The following is a 20538-nucleotide window of genomic DNA, read 5'->3' on the forward strand; positions in this document are numbered from 1 at the left end:
CTGGGCTGATCTCGGGGGCGTCGCCGCGGCGGCGGCGCTGGCCCCGACGGCGGCGCCGGAGGTGGCGTTCCTCGATCTGCCGGGTGCGAAGCTGCTGTTCGTCGATGGTGTGCTGGACGAGGCGGTGAGCGAGCCGCATCGCGTCCGCCTTGGCGACGTCGCTCCGAGCGACCATCCGCTCGGGCGGCGCGCGACGCGGGGCTGGTCGTTGCACCTTGACGCCGATGCGGTGACCGATCCGATCCAGGTGGTGCATGTCGCGACCGGCGGCGACAATCATGTCGCGGCGGACGTCGTGCTCGGCGACGGCGCGTCCGCGCAACTCATTGAGAGCTTTGTCGGCGCCGGCTGGTCGAACCGCTTGACGCGCGTGCGGCTGGGGCAGGGTGCGAGATTGATGCGCGCGGTGCGGATGACGCAGACGGCCGGATTCGTCTCGTTGCGTGACGAGGCGACGCTGGGGCAGGCGGCAAGCTATGTCGGCACCGTGCTGGCGGCGGGCGATCAGGGCGCGCGCATCGATGCCGCGATCACGCTGGCGGGCGAGGGCGGCTATGCGGAGTTCGGCGGCGCGCTGCTGACGCGCGACGCGATCAGGCAGGAATGCGCGGTGCGCGTGCGTCACGCCGAGCCCAACGGCCAGTCGCATCAACTGTGGCGCGCGGTCGCGGCCGACACGTCACAGGCCAGCCTGGCGGCGGCGGTGGAGGTGGCGCGCCACGCGCAGAAGACCGACGGGGAACAATCGCTGCGCGGCTTGCTCCTGCATCGTACCGCGACGGTGAACCTGAAGCCCGAGCTGGAGATCTTCGCCGACGACGTGAAATGTGCGCATGGCGCGACCGTGGGCGAGCTGGATGCGCGCGCGCTGTTCTACATGCAGAGCCGCGGTATCCCCGCCGGACGCGCCAAGGCGCTGCTGACGCGCGCGTTCGTCGCCGACGCACTCGACCGGATCGCGGACGAGACGGTGCGCGCCGCCTTCGTCGCCGATGCGGATATGTGGCTGGAGGAGGCGTTGTGAGCGACGAGGAAGCGCCGCTAGACCTCGTCGCCGACTTCCCGGCGATCCCGTCCGGCTGGGCCTATCTCGACACCGCCGCGACCGCACAGAAGCCGCGCGCCGTGATCGACGCGATCACGCGCGGCTATGACGACACTTATGCCACGGTGCATCGCGGCGTGTATCAGCGCTCGGCGGACATGACGCTGGCGTATGAGGCTGCGCGGGCGACCGTCGCGCGCTTCATCGGGGGCTCGCCGGAAGAGATCGTGTTCGTCCGCGGCGCGACCGAGGCGATCAACCTCGTCGCGCAGTGCTGGGCCGGGACGCAATTGCGCGCGGGCGACCGCATTCTGCTGTCGCAGCTCGAACATCACAGCAATATCGTGCCGTGGCAGATGGTCGCGCAGCGCGTCGGCGCGGCGATCGACGTCGTGCCGTTGACCGACGATCACCGGATCGATCTGGACGCGATGGCGGCGATGATCCGGCCCGAGCACAAGCTGGTCGCGCTGTCGCATGTCTCCAACGTGCTGGGTTCCGTGCTGGACGTCCGGCGTGCGGCCGACATTGCGCACGGCGCCGGTGCGAAGATCCTGATCGACGGATGCCAGGCGGTGCCGCGCGTGCCGGTCGACGTCGCCGCGCTGGGGTGTGATTTCTACGTCTTCTCGGGGCACAAGCTGTACGGGCCGACCGGCATTGGCGCGCTATGGGCGCGGACGGCGCTGCTGGAGGCGATGCCACCCTATCAGGGTGGCGGGTCGATGATCGACCGTGTCTCGTTCGAGCGGACCACCTATGCTCCGCCGCCGACGCGGTTCGAGGCGGGCACGCCGCACATCGTCGGCGCGCTCGGGCTGGCGGCGGCGATCGACTATGTCACCGCGATTGGCCTGCCGCGGATCCATGCGCATGAAGCCGCGCTGGTGCGCGACGCCCGCGCGGCGCTGGCGCGGTTCAATTCGGTGCGGCTGTTCGGGCCGGAAGATTCAGCGGGGATCGTCTCCTTCGCGCTGGAGGGGGTGCATCCGCACGATATCGGCACCATCTTTGACGAACATCGCGTCGCGATCCGCGCTGGGCACCATTGCGCACAGCCGCTGATGGCGACGCTGGGCGTCGACGCCACGGCACGCGCCAGCTTCGGCGTGTACAATGGCGCGGACGATATCGCCGCGCTGGTCGCGGGTATGGAACGGGTAGTGAGGATTTTCGGATGAGCGATGCCATCAAGGTCGAGCACGTCGACGCGGTGCCGCCGCCCCCGCGCGCCAAGGTGGCGGATGCGGTCGAGGACGGCGCGACCGCGGTGGAGACGTTCGAGCGCAAGCGCGATTATCTCGCCGGTTTCCTGGCGCAGAAGCCCGCCGTCGACGCCGCCGCGCATGAGCCGGGCGGCGCGCTGTACGAAGGCGTGATCGATGCGCTGAAAGACATTTTCGATCCCGAAATTCCGGTCAACATCTATGATCTGGGCTTGATCTACGGCGTCGAGGTGACCGCCGAGGGGCAGGCGGTGGTGACGATGACGCTCACCACGCCGCACTGCCCGGTGGCGGAATCGATGCCGGGCGAGGTCGAAATGCGCGTGGCGGCGGTGCCGGGAATCGCATTCGCGGATGTGAATCTGGTATGGGATCCGCCGTGGGATCCGCAGAAGATGTCGGACGACGCGAAGCTCGAACTGGGGATGTTGTGATGGCCACCGTCACCCGTGAGCGCCCGGCGGCGCTGAACCTGACCGCCACCGCCGAGGGGCGGATCGCCGACCTGATGGCGCGCGCGCCGGAGGGGGCGATCGGCGTCAAGCTGTCGACTCCCCGGCGGGGTTGTTCGGGGCTGGCCTATTCGGTCGATTATGTCACCGAGGCGCTGCCGTTCGACGAGAAGATCGAGACGCCCGGCGGCACGCTGTACGTCGATGGTGCCTCGATCCTGTATCTGATCGGCTCGACGATGAACTGGGTCGAGGACGACTTCACCGCCGGGTTCGTGTTCGACAATCCCAACGCCAAGGGCGCGTGCGGGTGCGGAGAGAGCTTCACGGTATAATCGTGGATCATCCGGCCCGGCACGACCGTGGCGAGGTGCCGTCGGCCTGTTGCCGCATCGCCACAGCTCGCGTGCTTATCGACCGGACAGGCAACCCCAGGCATCGTGTCGCGTTGCCCGGACGATGCGGACAAGCCTTTCTTCGTCGGATCTATGGCGGGCGTTTCGGGGTGACTGGTGGGGCGCCCTGAAGCGTGCCTATGCCGCGTCGAACGATGATAACCTTGGGCTGATCGCGGCGGGAACCGCTTTCTACGCCTTTTCCTCGATTGCCCCGCTGCTGGCGGCGACGGTGTTGAGCTATGGCCTCTTCGCCGATCCGGCGACCGTACAGGCGAATATCCGCACGCTGTTCGAACTGTTGCCGGCGGATGCCGCACGCCTCGTCGGGCAACAGCTCGATACCGTGATCTCGGGCAGCGAGGGGAAGAAGGGGCTGGGGCTGATCGTCGCGCTGGCGATCGCCATCTATGGCGGCAGCCGCGCTGCGACATCATTGATGACCGCCTTGAACGTTGCCTATGAGGTGAAGGAAAAGCGCAATTACATCGTCTGGATGCTGACCGCGTTCGCGGTGGTGCTGGGCGGGGTGGTGCTGATGGTGCTGGGGATGAGCGCGAGCACGCTGACCGCGTTCCTCGGCAGTCTGATCCCATGGACGCCCGGCTTCGTCCGTGCGGTGATCGGCGTCCTCACTTATGCATTGATGGCGGCGGTGACGGTGACGGGGGCGTCGCTGCTGTTCCGGTTCGCTCCCTATCGCCCGCGCGCGCGGCTTCGCTGGGGGACGCCCGGGGCGGTATTGGCGACGATCGTGTGGCTGGCGGCAACCACCGGGTTCGGCGTGTATGTCGCCAATTTCGGCAATTACGGCGCCACATATGGCTCGCTGGGCGCGATCGTCGTTCTGCTGACGTGGCTTTGGCTCAGTGCCTATGCCTTCCTGCTGGGCGCCGCGCTCGACGTGCAATTGTATCGCAGCCGCAGCACGACCCCGGTGGCCGCCGCGACGGAAGCCGCGCCGGTACAGCATGAATCGCGGGCGGCGGTCGCGGCGGCAGGAGTGGGTGGCCTCGCGCTGAGCATGGTGGGGCTGGTGATCTTTGTATGCGGCGGTGCGGCAAAGGACAGGTGACAACGAGCCTCGGCCGCGGCTAGGCTGAGGCACAACATCTCTGGGGGCATCCGTGACCGCGCAACCATCAGGCAATGAGCGAGGTCCGCTCGCGCATGCGATTCTCGACACGCTCGTCCACCGCATCGGCAAGGACGAATTTGCGGCGCGCCCGCATGACTGGCTGGCGGCGACGATCCTGACCGTCCGCAACGAAATCATCGAGCGGTGGATGGAATCGACCAAGGCCGCGCACGCCTCCGGCGCGAAGCGGGTCTATTATCTCAGTCTCGAATTCCTGATCGGGCGGCTGTTGCGCGACGCGCTCGCCAATCTGCAGAAACGTGATGAGATCGCGGCGGCGCTGTCGCAGCTGGGGCTCGATCTGGCTCAGCTTGAGGCGATCGAATCCGATGCGGCGCTGGGCAATGGCGGCCTGGGTCGGCTGGCGGCGTGCTTCATGGAAAGTCTCGCGACGCTCGACCTGCCGGCTTACGGCTATGGCATCCGCTATGTGAATGGCATGTTCCGGCAGCGGATCGATGACGGCTGGCAGGTGGAGCTGCCCGAAACCTGGCTGGCGCATGGCAATCCCTGGGAGTTCGAGCGGCGCGAGAGCAACTATTTCATCGGCTTCGGCGGTGAGGTGACCGGCAACGAACAGGGGCTGGTGCATTGGAAGCCGGCCGAGGCGGTCGAAGCGGTGGCGTTCGATACGCCGGTGGTGGGATGGCGCGGGAAACGCGTCAACACGCTACGGCTGTGGACGGCATTGAGCCTCGATCCTTTCCGGCTGGAGGCGTTCAATCGTGGCGACTTCCAGGGTGCCCTGGCGGATCAGCTGCGCGCCGACACGCTGGTGCGCGTGCTGTACCCGAATGATTCCACTGCGGCGGGGCAGGAATTGCGGCTGCGGCAGGAATATTTCTTCTCCTCCGCGTCGATCCAGGACATCGTTCGCCGGCACGTTCAATATGTCGGCGATATCCGCACCTTGCCCGACAAGGCGGCGATCCAGCTGAACGACACGCATCCGGCGGTGTCGGTGGCGGAATTGATGCGGCTGTTGATCGATCATCACGATCTGCCGTTCGACGAGGCGTGGAGCATCACGCAGCGCACCTTCGCCTATACCAATCACACGCTGCTGCCCGAGGCGTTGGAAAGCTGGCCGCTGCCGCTGTTCGAGCGGCTGCTGCCGCGTCACATGCAATTGGTCTATGCGATCAACGCCAAGCTGCTGCGCGAGGCGCGGCAGCGCGCGGAGGCGGACGACCGGGCGATCGCGGCAATCAGCCTGATCGACGAGGGCGGCGAACGCCGGGTACGCATGGCCAATCTGGCCTTCGCCGGGGCCCATAGCGTCAACGGCGTGGCGGCGCTGCACACGCAATTGATGAAAAGCACGGTGTTCGCCGATCTGCACCGCGTCTTTCCCGACCGTATCAACAACAAGACCAACGGGATCACGCCACGGCGCTGGTTGCAGGAATGCAATCCCGGGCTGACCGCGCTGATCCGCGAGGCGATCGGCGACGCCTTCACCGATGACGCGCAGAAACTGACGGCGCTCGCGCCTTTTGCGGAGGATGCAGGGTTTCGGGAGCGTTTTTCCGCGATCAAGCGTTCAAACAAGGTGGCGCTGGCGGAGCATCTTCGGGAAACGATGGGATTACGGATCGACCCCGATGCGCTGTTCGATGTGCAGATCAAGCGCATTCACGAATACAAGCGCCAATTGCTCAACATCGTCGAAACGGTGGCCTTGTACGATCAGATTCGCAGCCACCCGGAACGGGACTGGGTGCCGCGGGTCAAGCTGTTCGCCGGCAAAGCGGCGTCGAGCTACCACAATGCCAAGCTGATCATCAAACTCGCCAATGACGTCGCCCGGCGGGTCAACAGCGATCCATCGATCGGCGGGCTTTTGAAGGTCGCCTTCGTCCCCAATTACAACGTCAGCCTGGCCGAGAAGATGGTGCCCGCGGCGGACCTGTCGGAACAGATTTCGACTGCCGGGATGGAGGCGTCGGGCACCGGCAACATGAAATTCGCGCTGAACGGTGCGTTGACGATCGGCACGCTCGATGGTGCCAATATCGAGATCAAGGACCATGTCGGCGACGAGAATATCGTCATCTTCGGCCTGACCGCGGACGAGGTCGCCGCGAAGCGCGCCAATGGCTATAATCCGCGCGAGGTGATCGAGGGATCGAAGGAACTGGCGCAGGCGGTCAGTGGCATCGCCTCCGGCGTCTTTTCCCCCGACGATCCCAACCGCTATCGCGATCTGATGGCGGGGTTGTGCGATCACGACTGGTTTATGGTCGCCGCCGATTTCGATGGATATGCCGCCGCGCAGCGTGATGTCGATGCGCGCTGGTCGAACCGTGAGACGTGGCAGCGGCAGACGATCCTGAACGTCGCCAACATGGGGTGGTTTTCGTCCGATCGCACGATCGCCGAATATGCGCGAGACATCTGGGGCGTGATGTGACGCCGGCCGGGGCCGTCATTCGCGCGCTGCTTGACGGCACCAGCGACGATCCCTTCGCGCTGCTCGGCGCCCATGCGGGCCCCGCGGGCCTGTTCGCGCGCACCTGGGTGCCGGGGGCGGAAACGGTCGCGGCATTCTCGCTCGCCGGTGATCCGCTCGGTCGGTTGGATCGGGTCGACGATGCGGGTCTGTTCGAGGGCATGATCACCGGCGTGGCGCAGCCGCTGCGCTATCGCGCGCGCGCGGGCGGGGCGGAATGGTGGGTGACCGATCCCTATACCTTCGGGCCGGTGCTGGGGCCGGTCGACGATTTCCTGATGAACGAGGGCACGCACGTGCGCCTCTACGACAAGCTCGGCGCGCATTGCATCGCGCATGAGGGCGCGGAAGGCGTGCATTTCGCGGTATGGGCGCCGAACGCGCGCCGCGTTGCGGTGGTAGGGGACTTCAACGATTGGGACGCGCGCCGGCATGGCATGCGGCGGCGGGGCGATACCGGGGTGTGGGAAATCTTCCTGCCCGATATCGGCGCGGGACGTGCGTACAAATATGCGATCACCGGCCCCGATGGCGTCTTGCAGCCATTGAAGGCGGATCCTTATGCCTTCGCGACAGAATTGCGCCCGAAGACGGCATCACTCACCACCGCGCCGCCCGCCCACCAATGGGGAGACGAGGCGCACCGCGAAGCGTGGAGCAGGGTCGACCCGCGCCGGGTGCCGATCAGCATTTACGAAGTCCATGCGGGGTCATGGGAGCGCGATGAACACGGCTGGTTCCTGTCCTGGGATCAACTGGCCGATCGTCTGATCCCCTATGTCGTCTCGCTCGGCTTTACGCATATCGAATTCATGCCGATCGCTGAACATCCCTATGACCCAAGCTGGGGTTATCAGACCACCGGCCTGTATGCGCCCAGCGCTCGGTTCGGCGATATCGAGGGGTTCGCCCGTTTCGTCGACGGCGCGCATCGCGCCGGGCTGGGGGTGCTGGTCGATTGGGTGCCGGCGCATTTTCCGGTCGATGCGCACGGCCTGTCGCGGTTCGACGGCACCGCGCTGTACGAACATCTCGATCCGCGGCTCGGCTTTCATCCCGACTGGAACACCGCGATCTACAATTACGGGCGTCGCGAGGTGGCCAGCTTCCTCGTCAACAACGCGCTCTTCTGGGCCGAACGATATCATATCGACGGCCTGCGCGTCGATGCGGTCGCCTCGATGCTGTATCGCGACTATTCCCGCAAGGCGGGCGAGTGGATCCCGAACGAAGGCGGCGGGCGCGAAAACTGGGAGGCGGTGGACTTCCTGCGCGAGACCAACCGCGCCATTTATGGCGCGCATCCGGGTGTCTTCACCGTCGCGGAGGAATCGACCAGCTGGCCCGGCGTCACCGCACCGGCATTCGCGGAGGGACCGCGCGAAAGCCTGGGGTTCGGGTTCAAATGGAACATGGGCTGGATGCATGACACGCTCCAATACATGGCGCGCGAGCCGGTGCATCGTCGCCACCATCATCACGACATCACCTTTGGGCTGGTCTACGCCTTCAGCGAGAATTTCATCCTGCCGCTCAGCCATGATGAGGTGGTGCACGGCAAGGGATCGCTGCTGACCAAAATGTCCGGCGACGATTGGCAGCAATTCGCCAATCTGCGCGCTTATTACGCGATGATGTGGGGCTATCCGGGCAAGAAGCTGCTCTTCATGGGGCAGGAATTCGCGCAGCGCCGCGAATGGAGCGAGGAGCGCGCGCTCGATTGGGAACTGACCAATTCGGCCGCGCATGACGGCGTGCGCAAGCTGGTCCGCGACCTGAACCGCCTGTATCGCGATACGCCGGCGCTGCACGCGCGCGATTGCGAGCCGGACGGTTTTGAATGGCTGGTATCCGACGATTCCGAAAATTCGGTGTTCGTGTGGCTACGCAAGGCGCCCGGCGCGAACCCGGTGGCGGTGGTCGCCAACATGACGCCGGTCGCGCGCATGCCCTATCGCGTGCCGCTGCCACGCGACGGCCGCTGGCGCGAAATCCTCAATTCCGATGCGCAATGTTATTGGGGATCGGGGCTGGGCAATCTCGGCGGAGTCACCGCCGAAGACGGTTTCGCCTATCTCGCGCTGCCGCCGCTCGCGACGTTGATGCTCGAGTTCGAGGCGTGAGGCCGCGCGATCAGAGGAAGTGTCGCGCGATCGTGACGATCGCCACCCACGCCGCGAGCGACGGGATCGCTCCCGCCGCCAACCCGCGCCACAGCGGCATGGCGTCCGCCGCGCTGCTGCGGTGGGGAAGGGGCATGGGGGTGGCGTACATGAGCGATCCTCTGGGTGGCCTTGTCCTGAAGAATGTGGACGAAGCTCGGTTATTTTTTCCTTAATCATTAATTTGTCGGCACGTAAAGAGAAGAGGGAGAGGGACGTGGACGAACGCAGAGGTCAGCCGCTGGCACGCGATGCGATGGCCTACGTTCTGGCGGGCGGACGCGGCAGTCGCTTGAAAGAACTGACCGACACCCGGGCGAAGCCAGCCGTCTATTTCGGCGGCAAGAGCCGGATCATCGATTTCGCGCTGTCGAACGCGCTCAATTCGGGTATTCGCCGCATTGGCGTGGCGACGCAATACAAGGCGCATTCGCTGATCCGCCACCTGCAGCGGGGCTGGAATTTCCTGCGCCCGGAACGCAACGAGAGCTTCGACATCCTGCCGGCCAGTCAGCGTATCAGCGAGTTTCAGTGGTATGAGGGAACCGCCGACGCGGTGTATCAGAATATCGATATCATCGAGGATATCGCGCCCGAATATATGGTGATCCTGGCGGGCGACCACATCTACAAGATGGATTACGAGATCATGCTGCGGCAGCATTGCGACAGCGGTGCCGATGTGACCGTGGCATGTATGGAAGTGCCACGTATGGAGGCGGTGGCCTTTGGCGTGATGCACGTCGATGCCAAGGATCGTATCGTCGACTTCGTCGAGAAGCCCGCCGACCCGCCCGCGATCCCCGGCCAGCCCGATGTCGCGTTGGCGAGCCTCGGCATCTATGTTTTCCACACGCGTGTGCTGATCGAGGAATTGCGGCGCGACGCGGCGGATCCGACGTCGAGCCGCGATTTCGGCAAGGACTTGATCCCTCATCTGGTAAAGAACGCCAAGGCGGTCGCGCATCGCTTCTCGGCGAGCTGCGTCCGCTCACCGGAAGAGCCGGCGGCCTATTGGCGCGATGTCGGCACCGTCGACGCCTATTGGGAAGCCAATATCGATCTGACCGACGTCGTGCCGCAGCTCGACCTTTACGATCGCGAGTGGCCGTTGTGGACCTATTCGGAACTGACCCCGCCGGCGAAATTCGTCCATGACCAGGATGGCCGGCGCGGCCAGGCGGTGTCCAGTCTGATCTCGGGCGACTGTATCATCTCGGGGGCGAACATTCATCGCAGCCTGGTCTCGACCGGCACCCGCGCGCGCAGCTACTCGATGCTGGATGAGGCGGTGGTGTTGCCTTATTGCCGGATTGGCCGCGGGGCGCGGTTGTCGCGCGTGGTGATCGACCGCGGCGTGGTGATCCCGGATGGGCTGGTGGTGGGGGAGGATCCCGAACTGGACGGCCGCCATTTCCGCCGGACGGAAAAGGGCATCTGTCTGATCACGCAGCCGATGATCGACGCGCTGGGATGATGGAGATGCGGCTGCGGCACCGACAGCATAGTCCCGCCGGGACGACCGCATGTTTTGGCGCGGTCGCATGACGATCGCGGTCCTGTCGGTCGCATCGGAGGCCTATCCGCTCGTCAAGACGGGTGGGCTTGCGGATGTGGTGGGGGCATTGCCCGCCGCGCTGGCGCCGCACGGTGTCGCGGTGACGACGCTGCTGCCGGGCTATCCGGCGGTGCTGGCGACATTGCGCAAGCCGCGCGCGCTGCATCGCTGGAACGACCTGCTGGGCGGGCCGGCGCGATTGCTGACCGGCACGCTCGACGGCACACACCCGCTTCTGGTGCTGGAGGCACCGCGGCTGTTCGCGCGCGAGGGCGGGCTGTACACCGACGCGCTCGGTCGCGACTGGGACGATAACTGGCACCGCTTCGCCGCCCTGTCACGCGCCGCGGCCGATCTGGCGGCGGGGGCGGTGAGGGGGCGGCATTTCGACATCCTGCACGCGCACGACTGGCAGGCATCGTTCGCTGCCACCTATCTCCGCTATCACCCGGTCGAGACCAAGGCCAAGTCGGTGGTGACGATCCATAACCTCGCCTTCCAGGGACGGTTCGATGCCAGCGTCTTTCCAGCACTCGGCCTGCCCGGGGAGGCTTGGGCGATCGACGGGGTGGAATATTATGGCGGCGTCGGCCTGCTGAAGGGCGGGCTGGAGGCGGCGGACGCGATCACCACCGTCAGCCCCACCTATGCGCGCGAAATCTTCGAGCCAGCGTTTGGGATGGGGCTGGAGGGGCTGATCGCGGCGCGCGGCGGGCGTGTGCACGGGATCGTCAACGGGATCGATCCGGCGGTGTGGAACCCCGCCGTCGATCGCGCGCTCGCGGCGCGCTTCACGGAACGGTCGCTGGGACGACGCCCCGCCAACAAGCGCGCGGTCGAAATCGCATTCGGGCTGGAACCGGGAGATGGTCCGCTGTTCACGGTGATCAGCCGGCTCACCTGGCAGAAGGGCATGGACGTCCTGGGCGAATGTATCGACTCGCTGGTGGCGATGGGTGGACGGCTGGCGCTGCTCGGTTCGGGCGATGCCGCGCTGGAACATGCCTTCCGGCTGGCGGCGGACCGGCATCCGGGGCGAATCGGCGTGCGCATCGGTTATGACGAGCCGCTCTCGCATCTGTTGCAGGGGGGCGCGGACGCGATCCTGATCCCGTCGCGGTTCGAGCCGTGCGGACTGACGCAGCTTTACGGGCTCGCTTATGGCTGTGTGCCGGTGGTGGCGCGTACCGGGGGGCTGGCGGATACCGTGATCGACGCCAATACGGCCGCGCTGGATGCGGGCGTGGCGACCGGCATCCAGTTCAATCATGTCGCTGCCGATGCGCTGACCACCGCGATCGGGCGTGCCGTCTCGCTGTACGCCGACCGGGAGCGCTGGGCGATGGTGCAGCGGCGCGGGATGCGCGCCGATTTCAGTTGGGCTAAGAGCGGCCGGCGCTACGCCAGTCTCTACAGGGAGCTACTTTCGGCATGATCCGCACCGTTCAGACGACGCCATTTGCCGACCAGAAACCCGGCACATCCGGTCTGCGCAAGAAGGTGAAGGTCTTTCAGCAGCCGAATTACGCCGAGAATTTTATCCAGTCGGTGTTCGACGTGGTGGACGGCAAGCAGGGCGCCACGCTGGTGATCGGTGGCGACGGCCGCTTCCTCAACCGCCCGGTGATCCAGACCGCGATCCGGATGGCCGCCGCCGCCGGCTTCGCCCGCGTGGTCGTTGGGCAGGGCGGCATCCTGTCGACCCCCGCCGCCTCCAACGTGATCCGGCGGCGCGGCGCGCTCGGCGGGCTGGTGCTCTCCGCGAGCCACAATCCGGGCGGGCCGGACGAGGATTTCGGGATCAAATATAACGTCGCCAACGGTGGCCCCGCGCCCGAGAAGGTGACCGAGGCGATCCATCAGCGCACGCTGTCGATCGACGCCTGGCACGCCGCCGACGGCGCCGATATCGACCTCGACACACTCGGCGAGGTGACGGTCGAGGGCATGGTGGTGGAGGTGATCGATCCGGTCGCCGATTATGCCGCGCTGATGGAAACGCTGTTCGATTTCGACGCGATCCGCGCGGCCGGGCTGACGGTGGCATTCGATGCGATGAACGCGGTCACCGGGCCGTATGCGACGGAGATCCTGGAACGCCGGCTGGGCTTCGCGGCGGGGACGGTGCGCAATGGCACGCCGCTGGAGGATTTCGGCGGGCATCATCCCGATCCCAACCTGGTCCATGCGCACGAACTGTACGAGCTGATGATGGGCCCCGACGCGCCCGATTTCGGCGCAGCGTCCGATGGGGATGGCGATCGCAACCTGATCATCGGGCGCGGGCGGTTCATCACCCCGTCGGACAGCCTCGCGATGCTGGCCGCCAACGCGCACCTCGCGCCGGGCTACAGGGCGGGGCTGAAGGGCATCGCGCGTTCGATGCCGACCAGCGCGGCGGCGGATCGCGTCGCGGCGGCGCTCGGCATCCCGTCGTTCGAGACGCCGACCGGCTGGAAATTTTTCGGCAATCTGCTCGACGCCGGCATGGCGACGATCTGCGGCGAGGAAAGCGCCGGCACCGGCAGTGACCATGTGCGGGAGAAGGACGGGCTGTGGGCGGTCCTGCTGTGGCTCAACATCCTGGCTGCGACCGGCAAGAGCGTCGACGCGATCGCGCGGGACCATTGGGCGCGCTTCGGCCGCCATTATTACGCGCGCCACGATTATGAGGGCGTCGACAGCGCGGCTGCGGACGCGCTGATGGCGGAGCTGCGCGGGTCGCTGGCCGACCTGCCGGCGCGCGCGTTCGGGCCGCTCACCGTCGCGACAGCGGACGATTTCGCCTATGCGGATCCCACCGATGGCTCGGTAAGCGCGCGACAGGGCGTGCGTGTGCTGTTCGCGGGCGGCTGCCGGGTCGTGTTCCGCCTCTCGGGAACCGGCACCAGCGGCGCGACGCTGCGGGTCTATCTGGAGCGGTATGAACCGGCGGACGGGGCGCTCGACGCCGCGACCGATGCGATGCTGGCGGATATCATCGCCGCGGCGGACGAGATTGCCGGGATCGCACGGCATACCGGCCGTACCCGCCCCGACGTGGTGACGTGAGCGCGGCGATCGGCAAGGAGGCCGGCGTGGGCGGCACCGCCTTCACGGTGCGCGCCCCCCACGCCACGCGCGTCTGGACGTGCCTGTTCGATGGCAAGCGTGAGCGCCGCGTCGCGATGGAGCGCGTGGGCGACGAATGGCGCGTGTTCGTCCCCGGCGTCGGCGAGGGCGCGCGCTATGGCTTTCGCGCCGACGGCGCGGCGCCGTTCGATCAGGCCAAGCTGCTGGTCGATCCACGGGCGACCGCGATCGATCGGGCGTTCGCTTATGACCCACGGCTGGCGACCTTCGGTGTGGATACCGCGATGCTGGTGCCGCGCGCGATCGTCGCCGCGCCGTTGCCGCAGCTCGACCTGCCACCGCTGTTTCGCGCGGGCGGGCTGATCTACGAGATCAACGTGCGGGGCTTCACGATGCGGCATCCCGATGTGCCCGCGTCGCTGCGCGGCACGATCGCCGCGCTGGCGCACCCGGCGGTGATCGCGCATCTGCAGCGCATCGGGGTCGATACGGTGGAACTGATGCCGATCGTCGCCTGGATCGACGAACGACATCTGCCGCCGCTCGGGCTGCGCAACGCCTGGGGCTATAACCCGGTGGTGCCGATGGCGCTCGACCCGCGGCTGGCGCCGGGCGGGCTGGCGGAATTGCGGGCGACCGTCGCCGCGCTGCGCGCCGCCGGGATCGGCACGATCCTCGACCTGGTGCTCAACCATAGTGGCGAGAGCGACCGGCAGGGCCCGACACTGTCGCTGCGCGGGCTCGACGAGGCGTCTTACGCTCATGCCGCGGACGGGACGCTGATCAACGACGCCGGCACCGGCAATGTCCTCGATTTCGCCCAGCCGGCGGTACGAACCCTCGCGCTCGATACGATGCGGCATTTCGTCACCCAGGCGGGGGTGGACGGGTTTCGCTTCGATCTGGCGACGGTGATGGCGCGCGGACCCGGCTTCGCGCCCGACGCGCCGATCTTCGCCGAGATCGCCGGTGACCCGGTGCTCTCCCGCGCGGTGATGATCGCGGAGCCATGGGATGTCGGGCCCGGCGGCTATCGGCTCGGCTGCTTTCCCTCCACCTGGCTGGAGTGGAACGACCGGTATCGCGATGACGTGCGCCGTTTCTGGCGTGGCGACGGCGGGGTGGGGGCGCTGGCGACGCGCGTGGCGGGCTCGACCGACCTGTTCGGTACGCAGCGCACCCGGAGCGTCAATTTTCTTGCCGCGCACGATGGCTTCACGTTGCGCGATACGGTCACCTATGCCGAGCGGCGCAACCACGCGAATGGCGAGGACAATCGCGACGGCCATCACGGCGAGGTCGCCTGGGCGAACGGCAGCGAGGGCGTGCGAGAGCTGCTGGCGACGCTGTTCGCCAGTCGCGGCACGATCCTGTTGACCGCCGGGGACGAATTCGGCCGAACGCAGGGCGGCAACAACAACGCTTATGCGCAGGACAATGAAACGACGTGGCTTGACTGGCATGGCCGCGATCGCGCGCTGGAGGCCTTCGTCGCGTCGCTGGCGGCGCTGCGCCGCGCGATGCCTGAACTGGCGGATCCGACGATCCGGCACGATGCCCGCTGGTACACACTCGACGGCGACATGATGCGCGACGAGGATTGGGCACGGGCGGTTGGCGTCGAGATGCGCCTGCCCACGGTGAGCGTCATCTTCGACCGGGCCACGCCGCGCGTCACGATCCGGCCGTCAGAGCAGGCGGGGTCGGCGCTCGCCACGCGATGAAATCCCCTGGCAGTAGCGCCGGCTGACAGGGACATGGCCGCTTTGCCGCGGCACACGATTGCGGGACCTTGATGGTCGCCTTCCCGCGATGGCGTATCGTCGGTTAGGCGACTTCGCCGCCACGCACTTCGCAACAAACTGTCGTCGGCAGTGCTCAGCGACGACACGATGGGCTCGCGGCGTCACGCGGATGTAAGAATAATCTATCCGCATGCGATTCATGATCGTGTTCGTCGAACGAAATTACGCAATTTGACGCAAGTAATGCGTTGCCAATTCATGAAACTTAGATGTTTCGACCGTGAATGTAAGCTGCGTGTTTAGAAAGTGGAATATAATGTAAATATTGGCATCGTTCTATATGTGATTCGTTTATACCTGCACATATCGTTAACATTATTAAGAGATTTTGTAGCGTTGACTTAGATTTGTCGCCACAATTACTTAGCTCCAGACCAATTGATCGAAAATCGCTTTCCGGCCTGCGCCTCCGCCACTGTGGCGGTGTGCGAGGTGTTTTGTCGTGGCTGAATGCGATCGCGACGTTTGTGTCACTCTGGGGGGCTGTTTATGACGAAATTGCATTCGTTCCGTAGCTACGATCATGCTCGCGGCGTTCGTGGTGGTTTTATCGATCAATGGGCCGGCGGCGCGCCGCTCGGCTGGTCCGGCCGGCGCCGGATCATGGCGATCCTGCGCGCCAGTTGCATGGTGCTGGGGGTGAAGCGCCGTCACCACGGCGTCGGCCTGCTCGCCTTCGGCGGACAGTCCCCCAACGCCGATGCGGCAGGCGGATCGACACGGCCTGGCGCGCTGACGATGGCCATGCTGCTGGGCGGCGCCGCCGTGTTGCACCCTGTCGCAGCCGTGGCGCAGGCGCCGAATACGGCCTATTCGGGAACCTCCGCCGCCGGCACCGCGGGTGCCTCGGTAACGGGCAACGGCAACGTCGCGCTGGGCGTTTCCGCGGGTGGAAATGTCATCGGCGACGAAAATGTGGCGGTTGGAGGCACCGCCGGCGCGTCCGTAGCCGGCAATAATAACACCGCGGTCGGTTCGTTCGCCGGGGCGGGTGTGTCCGGCGATAACAATACCGCGCTGGGCGTCTCTGCGGGTACGCTGGTCGGCAACAACAACAACTCGATCGGCGCCTATTCCAGCCTTGAGGGCGCTGGAAACAACGTCAACCTGATGGGGCAGAATGCTGGCCAGTACATGGTGGGCAACGAAAGTATTGGCATTGGCAGTACGGCGCTAAGTTCTTCAATTGGTGACTATAACGTCGGCATTGGCAAAGACTCGCTGAGCAATGTCGAGGGCAATTACAACGTCGGCATCGGTAGCGGCGCGCTGAAATCCGCGCATGGATCGGAGAATGTGGCCCTTGGCCGGGGTGCGCTGCAATCGGCGCAGGGATCGTCGAACATCGGTTTCGGCTTCAACGCGGGATATGAGGCGACTGGCGATCGTAACCTCGTGATGGGGGAGGATGCCGGTAGTTACGCTAACGGAAGTTATAACCAGTTATTCGGATATGGGTCCGGTGAGGAGATGGCCGGTAACTATAATATCGTCAATGGTTACCGGTCCGGCGGTTACATGAGCGGTGAGTCCAATATATATACTGGCACGGAGGCAGGAACATCCGCGACCGGCGGAAGCAATATTGCTACCGGGTCATCTGCTGGTCGGAATATGTCCGGATATTACAATATACTGAGTGGAGATGAATCCGGGTCCGGAATTGTCGGATCACATAATTTCGCCGTTGGATTGTCGGCCGGATATGCCGCTTCCGGCGATGGAAACGCCATGATTGGCGAGAATTCCGGCTACTCCCTTACCGGCAGCTACAATAACATGTCTGGTTATGCTGCGGGTTTTGGCGCTATCGGAGATTACAATAATGCTATAGGCGAGAATGCTGGATATTCGCTGACTGGAAATTATAACAATCTAATTGGCCGGGAGGCTGGCGAATATTCCAGCGGAAATTACAATACAATTATCGGCTACGAAGCAGGTCATGAGTTCTCGGGTGACCAAAGCATCATCAACGGAAGCCACGCCGGGTTTTCCGCCTCGGGCAACGGTAATATCATGATTGGCAAATATTCTGGGTACTCCCTGACAGGAAATTACAATCAGTTGTTAGGATACAGCACTGGTTACGGATTAACAGGCGCAGATAATAACGCGCTAGGTGAGTACGCCGGCTATTATACGACTGGTGACGGAAATATCATGATTGGTGAGGAGGCCGGCGAATATGCTGTCGGCGATTACAATCATATGATGGGATATGAGGCGGGTTATGAGCTCACCGGCGATTATAATACCGCCTTCGGCATATACGCCGGATACTATACGACCGGCGATAGAAATCTTCTTATCGGCGAAGAAGCAGGTTATTATGCAGTTGGAAGCTATAACCATATTTTTGGTTATGAATCCGGATCCTATCTGTCAGGAAGCTATAATCTAATCGATGGTTTTATGGCGGGCTATTATCTTACGGGTGATTATAATACTGCCATTGGTTTATACGCTGGCTATTATACGTCGGGCGATAGGAATATTCTTATCGGCGAAACGGCGGGTGGTTCCGCTATAGGCAGCTACAACCAAAATTTTGGTTATCAATCCGGATACGGTTCAACGGGCAGCTATAACGCAATTGATGGTTACCAATCCGGATTTGGTTTGACCGGCGACTATAACGCAATTCATGGTTTTGAATCCGGATACGGTTTGACCGGCAGCTATAACGTAATTGATGGTTATCTAGCGGGTTACTCGATTGTCGGATCCAGGAATGTAGCAACCGGAATTTATGCCGGATATGAAGCCGTCGGAGATGACAACGTCATGCTCGGAAATTCTTCTGGTGCCTATATGGCAGGCAATCTTAACATTGCGCAGGGGATGAACTCAGGCGCGAATGCCAGCGGTGCCGAGAACGTTTTCCTTGGTTACGAATCCGGTCGGTCCGTAATTGGCAATAACAATGTCGGGATGGGCTCATACGCGGGGCAGCAATCCTATGGCTCGGGCAATATTGCCATCGGTCAATCGGCGGGTGCCAATATTGGCAGTTCGGCCGCTCCGGTGAATAACGCGATCGCACTGGGGAACAGCGCCGCTGCACTGGTGGAAGGCGGCATGGCGATCGGCCAGGGCGCGACGGTGCAAAGCGGTGCGTTTGCGGGCTCGATCGCGCTGGGTTCGGGCAGCACCGTTACCGGCTCCAGCAATGCCGCGGGTTATCTCACCAATGTCGCGGCGCCGACCGTCGGTCAGCTGGAGATTGGCGGCCGTCGGATCACCGGCCTCGCCGACGGTGCTGATGCGCAGGATGCAGTGACGGTCGCGCAGCTTTCGACCGGCCTTGCCAGCCTCGGCAACGGCGTGGCGGGCTTCGCGCTCGGCACCGGGGCCGGTGTGGGCTCCACGGGCAGCAGCAACGTCGCCACCGGCGCCGCCACGGGGCAGAGCGTCAGCGGCACCAACAACCTCGCCAGCGGCAATTCGGCGGGTCAGAATGTCGTCGGCAATTATAACGTCGCACTCGGCGATCAGGCGGGACAGTCCGTCGTCGGAGAGGGGAATACCGCGGCGGGCGCCTTCGCCGGGACCAGTGTCGCCGGTGATCACAATCAGGCCAGCGGCTATGCCGCCGGGCAGTCGGTCGAGGGAAGCGACAATAGCGCGACCGGATATAATGCTGGCCGCAACGTCGTTGGAAGCGGGAACACCGCCAGCGGCGCGCTGTCGGGTGGCGCGGTGGTCGGCGATCGCAACGTCGCGTCGGGCTATGGCGCGGGCAGCACGGTAAACGGGCAGGACAATTACGCGGGCGGCACCAATGCCGGTACGTCGGTCTATGGCTCGAACAACGTCGCGCTCGGCAATGGCGCCGGAAGCGGCATCGGCACCGCCGCGACGCCGGTGGGCAATACGGTCGCGATCGGTAACAATGCGGTTGCGGCGCAGGAGAACGGGGTGGCGATCGGCGCGGGTGCGTCGGTGGGTGCCGGCGCCGCGGCGGGCGCGATCGCGCTCGGTTCGGGCAGCACGGTGACGTCGACCAGCACGGCGGCGGGCTTCGTCACCGGCTCGGCCGCCCCCACCGTCGGGCAGCTGGAAATCGGCGGTCGTCGTATCACCGGGCTGGCGGACGGCGCAGATGCCCAGGACGCCGTCACAGTGGCGCAATTGTCGACGGCGATGACGTCGACCGCGTCGGGGCTGGCCGCGCTGTCGACCGGGCTGGCGACGACGAATACCGCGATCGCCAGTATCTCGAACGTCGCGCTGGCGGCGGCGAGCAGCGGCGGTGTCGCGACCGGCACCATCTCCGGCGCCGGAGGGGCGGCCGGCGCCTCGACCGTCACCAACGGTGTGGTGCAGGATGGTAGCGGCAAGGGGACGTATTCGACTGTCCAGGCCGCGCCGACCGCGTCGGCGGCGGATACCACCGCGTCGGGCATCTTCGCCTCGATCGACTCGGCCGCGACCGGGGGCACCACTTATGGCGCATGGAGTTCGGTCACCGGCCAGAACGGTACTGCGGTCGGCTATTCGGCGCTCGCCGGAGCTGGCGCGGTCGCCGTCGGCGTCGGCAGCGAGGCGAGCGGCACGCAGTCGATCGCGATCGGCTATCGCAATGTCGTCAGTGGTGCCAATTCCGGCGCCTTCGGCGACCCGAACGTCGTCAGTGGCGCCGGTAGCTATGCGATCGGCAACAACAACACGGTTGCCGCCAACAATGCTTTCGCGCTGGGCAACAACATCACCATCGCCGCCGGCAGTGACGGCGCGGTGGTGCTGGGCAGCGACAGCACGGCGAGCGGCGCCAATACGGTGTCGGTCGGCTCGGACCAGGTGAAGCGACGGATCACCAACGTGGCGGCGGGGACGGAAACGACCGACGCGGTCAACGTCGGGCAGTTGAACGCGCTGCAATCCAACCTGTCCTCGCGGATCACCGGCGTCCAGCAGGAGGTGTTCGACCTGCGCCGGGCCACCGGCTTCGGCATCGCGGGCGCGACCGCGCTGGCGATGATCCCGGATATCGATCCGGATCAGAAGGTGGCGATCGGCATGGGTGTGGGCGGCTTCGATGGGTATAATTCCATCGCGCTGAGCGTCACCGGGCGCGTCGCGGACAATACCAAGTTCCGCGCGGGTGCCTCGCTGTCCGGCGGCAAGTCCACCTACGGCGCGGGCGTCTCGTTCGGCTGGTAAGGGGCTACTCTCGGGGCGGGCCGTGACGGGCCCGCCCCATTCGCCGGGCGGCGCTGTTCGTGCCCGG

Annotated in this window: 13 protein-coding genes; 12 read left to right on the forward strand and 1 reads right to left on the reverse strand. The window is 65.0% G+C overall.

The genetic code is table 11. The features are described from left to right. The 7 genes from ACFDSW_RS01445 to glgB all read left to right on the forward strand — a co-directional run. Window positions 1-1024 (forward strand): SufD family Fe-S cluster assembly protein (locus tag ACFDSW_RS01445; RefSeq protein WP_375248491.1); only part of this gene is annotated, 1024 nt, incomplete at its 5' end. After that, complete coding sequence (locus tag ACFDSW_RS01450) at window positions 1021-2226, forward strand: cysteine desulfurase (RefSeq protein WP_375248492.1); 1206 nt, start codon at window positions 1021-1023, stop codon at window positions 2224-2226. The genes ACFDSW_RS01445 and ACFDSW_RS01450, both read left to right, overlap by 4 nt. Beyond that, window positions 2223-2705, forward strand: coding sequence for an SUF system Fe-S cluster assembly protein (locus ACFDSW_RS01455; protein WP_375248493.1), 483 nt, complete (start codon window positions 2223-2225; stop codon window positions 2703-2705). The genes ACFDSW_RS01450 and ACFDSW_RS01455 overlap by 4 nt, the downstream gene beginning before the upstream one ends. After that, window positions 2705-3058 (forward strand): HesB/IscA family protein, encoded by a 354-nt coding sequence (locus ACFDSW_RS01460; protein ID WP_375248494.1) that lies wholly within the window; start codon window positions 2705-2707, stop codon window positions 3056-3058. The genes ACFDSW_RS01455 and ACFDSW_RS01460 overlap by 1 nt, the downstream gene beginning before the upstream one ends. A gap of 124 nt (window positions 3059-3182) precedes the next feature. After that, a complete protein-coding gene (locus ACFDSW_RS01465) occupies window positions 3183-4193 on the forward strand; it encodes a YihY/virulence factor BrkB family protein (protein WP_375248495.1) in 1011 nt (336 codons plus the stop codon). 52 nt (window positions 4194-4245) lie between these two features. Continuing rightward, window positions 4246-6669, forward strand: a complete 2424-nt coding sequence (locus ACFDSW_RS01470) for a glycogen/starch/alpha-glucan phosphorylase (RefSeq protein ID WP_375248496.1) — start codon at window positions 4246-4248, stop codon at window positions 6667-6669. Next, window positions 6666-8831: a 1,4-alpha-glucan branching protein GlgB gene (gene glgB / locus ACFDSW_RS01475; protein WP_375248497.1), complete on the forward strand. Its 2166-nt coding sequence runs from the start codon at window positions 6666-6668 to the stop codon at window positions 8829-8831. Before ACFDSW_RS01470 ends, glgB begins: the two co-directional genes overlap by 4 nt. 10 nt (window positions 8832-8841) lie before the next feature. Here glgB and ACFDSW_RS01480 read toward each other — a convergent pair whose 3' ends face one another. Beyond that, window positions 8842-8982 carry a hypothetical protein gene (locus ACFDSW_RS01480; protein ID WP_375248498.1) on the reverse strand — a complete coding sequence of 47 codons (141 nt, stop codon included), beginning with the start codon at window positions 8980-8982 and terminating at the stop codon, window positions 8842-8844. A 105-nt stretch (window positions 8983-9087) separates the two neighbouring features. On the opposite strand from ACFDSW_RS01480, the gene glgC reads away from it, so the two are divergent. The 5 genes from glgC (at window position 9088) to ACFDSW_RS01505 (ending at window position 20471) form a co-directional block, all read left to right on the forward strand. Then, window positions 9088-10347, forward strand: a complete 1260-nt coding sequence (glgC, locus tag ACFDSW_RS01485) for a glucose-1-phosphate adenylyltransferase (RefSeq protein ID WP_375248499.1) — start codon at window positions 9088-9090, stop codon at window positions 10345-10347. 67 nt (window positions 10348-10414) lie between these two features. Then, on the forward strand, window positions 10415-11863 hold the full coding sequence (gene glgA / locus ACFDSW_RS01490; RefSeq protein WP_375248500.1) for a glycogen synthase GlgA: 1449 nt from the start codon (window positions 10415-10417) through the stop codon (window positions 11861-11863). Beyond that, the gene (locus tag ACFDSW_RS01495; protein ID WP_375248501.1) at window positions 11860-13479 is read left to right on the forward strand and encodes an alpha-D-glucose phosphate-specific phosphoglucomutase; all 1620 of its coding nucleotides are present in this window, start codon (window positions 11860-11862) and stop codon (window positions 13477-13479) included. Before glgA ends, ACFDSW_RS01495 begins: the two co-directional genes overlap by 4 nt. After that, window positions 13476-15224, forward strand: a complete 1749-nt coding sequence (locus ACFDSW_RS01500; RefSeq protein WP_375248502.1) for a glycogen debranching protein — start codon at window positions 13476-13478, stop codon at window positions 15222-15224. The genes ACFDSW_RS01495 and ACFDSW_RS01500 overlap by 4 nt, the downstream gene beginning before the upstream one ends. A 708-nt stretch (window positions 15225-15932) precedes the next feature. Beyond that, window positions 15933-20471 (forward strand): hypothetical protein, encoded by a 4539-nt coding sequence (locus tag ACFDSW_RS01505; protein WP_375248503.1) that lies wholly within the window; start codon window positions 15933-15935, stop codon window positions 20469-20471. The last annotated feature ends 67 nt before the right edge of the window (window positions 20472-20538 follow it).

The sequence above is a fragment of the Sphingomonas sp. genome (genome assembly GCF_042091075.1).
Classification (GTDB): Bacteria; Pseudomonadota; Alphaproteobacteria; order Sphingomonadales; family Sphingomonadaceae; genus Sphingomonas.

Coding starts and splice junctions, on each gene's coding strand:
- ACFDSW_RS01455 (WP_375248493.1), top strand. CDS start 2,223: ATGAGCGATGCCATCAAGGTCGAGCACGTCGACGCGGTGCCGCCGCCC.
- ACFDSW_RS01460 (WP_375248494.1), top strand. CDS start 2,705: ATGGCCACCGTCACCCGTGAGCGCCCGGCGGCGCTGAACCTGACCGCC.
- ACFDSW_RS01465 (WP_375248495.1), top strand. CDS start 3,183: ATGCGGACAAGCCTTTCTTCGTCGGATCTATGGCGGGCGTTTCGGGGT.
- ACFDSW_RS01480 (WP_375248498.1), bottom strand. CDS start 8,982: ATGTACGCCACCCCCATGCCCCTTCCCCACCGCAGCAGCGCGGCGGAC.
- glgA (WP_375248500.1), top strand. CDS start 10,415: ATGACGATCGCGGTCCTGTCGGTCGCATCGGAGGCCTATCCGCTCGTC.
- ACFDSW_RS01495 (WP_375248501.1), top strand. CDS start 11,860: ATGATCCGCACCGTTCAGACGACGCCATTTGCCGACCAGAAACCCGGC.
- ACFDSW_RS01505 (WP_375248503.1), top strand. CDS start 15,933: ATGGTGCTGGGGGTGAAGCGCCGTCACCACGGCGTCGGCCTGCTCGCC.